The sequence below is a fragment of the Pantoea sp. BAV 3049 genome (assembly GCF_009765445.1).
Lineage (GTDB): Bacteria > Pseudomonadota > Gammaproteobacteria > Enterobacterales > Enterobacteriaceae > Erwinia.
The window spans coordinates 4,669,362-4,672,191 of the sequence record NZ_WHOY01000031.1; the positions used below are offsets into that span (position 1 = coordinate 4,669,362).

4 protein-coding genes are annotated in these 2,830 nt (G+C 55.9%); 3 read left to right on the forward strand and 1 reads right to left on the reverse strand.

Annotation, left to right across the window (positions count from 1 at the left end):
• Positions 1-338, reverse strand: a 338-nt coding sequence (locus GSQ70_RS23180; protein WP_255455432.1) for a DNA methyltransferase, incomplete at its 3' end; no start/stop codon positions are given.
• A gap of 215 nt (positions 339-553) precedes the next feature.
• On the opposite strand from GSQ70_RS23180, the gene GSQ70_RS26160 reads away from it, so the two are divergent.
• From GSQ70_RS26160 to GSQ70_RS23195, 3 genes are all read left to right on the forward strand, one after another.
• Positions 554-748 carry a hypothetical protein gene (locus GSQ70_RS26160; protein WP_158784719.1) on the forward strand — a complete coding sequence of 65 codons (195 nt, stop codon included), beginning with the start codon at positions 554-556 and terminating at the stop codon, positions 746-748.
• A gap of 255 nt (positions 749-1,003) precedes the next feature.
• Positions 1,004-1,435, forward strand: a complete 432-nt coding sequence (gene umuD, locus GSQ70_RS23190) for a translesion error-prone DNA polymerase V autoproteolytic subunit (RefSeq protein ID WP_158785447.1) — start codon at positions 1,004-1,006, stop codon at positions 1,433-1,435.
• Positions 1,435-2,709 carry a Y-family DNA polymerase gene (locus GSQ70_RS23195; protein WP_158785446.1) on the forward strand — a complete coding sequence of 425 codons (1,275 nt, stop codon included), beginning with the start codon at positions 1,435-1,437 and terminating at the stop codon, positions 2,707-2,709. Before umuD ends, GSQ70_RS23195 begins: the two co-directional genes overlap by 1 nt.
• The last annotated feature ends 121 nt before the right edge of the window (positions 2,710-2,830 follow it).

The following is a 2,830-nucleotide window of genomic DNA, read 5'->3' on the forward strand; positions in this document are numbered from 1 at the left end:
TCATGGCGGTAGCCGACGTAAGCGGCTTTCGACGTGTAGGTTTTGGTAAACACCAGATGGCCAACAACGCTGAATCCTGCTTTTTTCCACGCGGCCATAAAGCGATCGACGCGGTTCCAGCCGTAGAAGCTCACCATCAGCGCGTCTTTTTTCAGCACGCGATACATCTCATGACAGGCGGGTTGCAGCCATTCATCGGTGCAGTCGCCGGCGAGAGTACGCCCGGTACGGTCGCGAAAGCCAACGAGGTAAGGTGGGTCGGTCAGTATGAGATCGACAGCCTTCTCCGGGAAGCCAGCCATAACCTGCACACAGTCACCCCAAATCAGACGGGACATAATCATTCTCCTTTCTCAAATGCGACGCCGATTGCGCCGTGCCGATACGACAGCTGGGCGAAAAGCGGAGCAGACAAGGGCACCACCGCAAGCCGCAGCGCAGATAAAAGCAGACGCAGGCTGGACGGTTTGACGGCGAAAATTGAGCCGGAGAACGACGGGAAGACGGCGGTCAGGCCTTTTTACAGAAACTGCGACCGGGCGAGGACACCGGCGTGGCGAACCCTTGCATTCGAAGCGGCCCGGCTACAGTAGCGGCACGGCGCTCACAGCAGAACGGCATAAATGAGGAGCGCAGCGACATCATTTTCGGGTTTAAGCCCTTTACCGGGCTTTCCACCGCAGGGCGGGATTACCCTGTGGATAACCTGCTGGTACCTGGCGAAAGCCCCTGCCCTGACGGCGATTGATGGATTTGTTCATAATTCACCCATCTGAACATCAACATTTCCGGTTATTTCTGATTATCCGTCAGAGGGTTGGCAGAAACCGCTTTTCCGGCCCTTGCCAGACGCGCTTTAATTCCCAATAATACTGGTTATACATACAGTATTAATGACAGTGCAGAGGTAAATCATGTTGCATACCGGGCTCCCTGCTGACGGCAGAACGTTGAACAGAATGTTGCCACTGATCCGGCAGGACGCCACATGGCAGGCAACATCATGAAGCTGGTGACCTGCCAGCCTGCAGCATCAGCGCCGGTATTGCGCCTGCCCCTGTATGCCGATCGCTGTCAGGCAGGGTTTCCGTCGCCGGCTGGTGATTACGTTGAGGCCGAACTTGACCTGAATGAGTACTGCATTCAGCGACCGTCCGCCACGTTCTTTGTGCGCGCCATTGGCCAGTCCATGACAGATTTCGGGCTGTACAGCGGCGATCTGATGATCGTGGATAAATCGGAACGGCCGCAGCACGGCGATATCGTGATTGCAGAAATTGACGGCGAATTTACCGTCAAGCGCCTGCTGCTGACCCCGCGCCCTGCCCTGCAGCCCATGAACCCGTCATTTCCGACGCTCTTTCCCGATCCGGAACAGCTGCAGATTTTCGGCGTGGTCACGTCCTTTATTCATAAAACCCGGGGGCGCGAATGATGTTCGGACTGGCCGACGTCAACAGTTTTTATGCCAGCTGCGAAACGCTCTTCCGGCCGGATCTTCGTGGAAAACCCGTGGTGGTGCTGAGCAACAATGATGGCTGCGTGATCGCACGCAGCGCCGCCGCAAAAATTCTTGGAATTAAAATGGGGGTACCGTGGTTTCAGATTAAATCGCAGGACTTTCCGGAAAGAGTGCATGTGTTCAGCTCGAACTACGCCCTTTATCACAGCCTCAGCCAGAGAGTGATGGCCTCGCTTGAGGAAATGACGCCGCGCGTCGAGCAGTATTCAATTGACGAGATGTTCCTGGATCTGACAGGAATTGGTGCCGTTGAAGACTTTGAGTCTTTTGGCCACCGGCTGCGTGCACACGTTCTTTCCAGCACGGGGCTGACCGTGGGGTGTGGCCTTGCACCCACCAAAACGCTGGCAAAATCAGCTCAGTGGGCGGGCAAAGAGTGGAAACAGTTCCGGGGCGTACTGGCGCTGACGCCGGGCAACAGGAAACGGACGGAAAAGTTGCTCTCACTTCAGCCTGTCGAAGAGGTCTGGGGTGTCGGACGCAGGCTGTCGAAAAAACTGGCCACGATGGGGGTAAAAACAGCCCTGCAGCTTGCACAAAGCACCCCGTCGCTTATCAGGAAAAATTTCAGCGTGGTGCTGGAGCGCACCGTCCGCGAACTGAACGGCGAATCCTGCATTCCGCTTGAGGAGGCACCCGCGCCCAAACAGCAGATAGTCTGCAGCCGGAGTTTCGGTGAACGCATCACCACCTATGACGCCATGCGGCAGGCGGTCTGCCAGTACGCAGAGCGTGCCGCAGAAAAGCTGCGGGAAGAGCGTCAGTACTGCCGGCATATTGCCGCGTTTGTGAAGACATCACCTTTCGCGGTTAACGAGCCGTACTACGGCAACGTGGCTGTCGAAAAGCTTCATGCACCCACCCGTGATACACGCGATATTATCGCTGCCGCCGTCCGGTCGCTGGATCGCATCTGGATTGATGGCCATCGTTATGCCAAAGCCGGCATCATGCTTAACGACTTTACCCCATCCGGCGTTGCCCAGCTGAATCTGTTTGATGACGTCCAACCCAGGGCACACAGCGAGCAGTTGATGAAAGTTCTGGATGGCATTAATCACTCAGGTCTGGGGAACGTCTGGTTTGCGGGACGCGGTGTGGCACCGGATTGGCAGATGAAACGCGAAATGCTTTCTCCAAGTTATACAACCAATTGGACGCAAATACCAACAGCACACTTTAAATAATGTACTTTCAGTTAGTTTGTAAACAAAAGACAAAAGGGGACCGTGGTCCCACTTCAGGGGCTGGGACCGTGGTCCCACTTCAGGGGTTGGGACCGTGGTCCCACTTCAGGGGTTGGGACCG

Coding starts and splice junctions, on each gene's coding strand:
- umuD (WP_158785447.1), top strand. CDS start 1,004: ATGAAGCTGGTGACCTGCCAGCCTGCAGCATCAGCGCCGGTATTGCGC.
- GSQ70_RS23195 (WP_158785446.1), top strand. CDS start 1,435: ATGTTCGGACTGGCCGACGTCAACAGTTTTTATGCCAGCTGCGAAACG.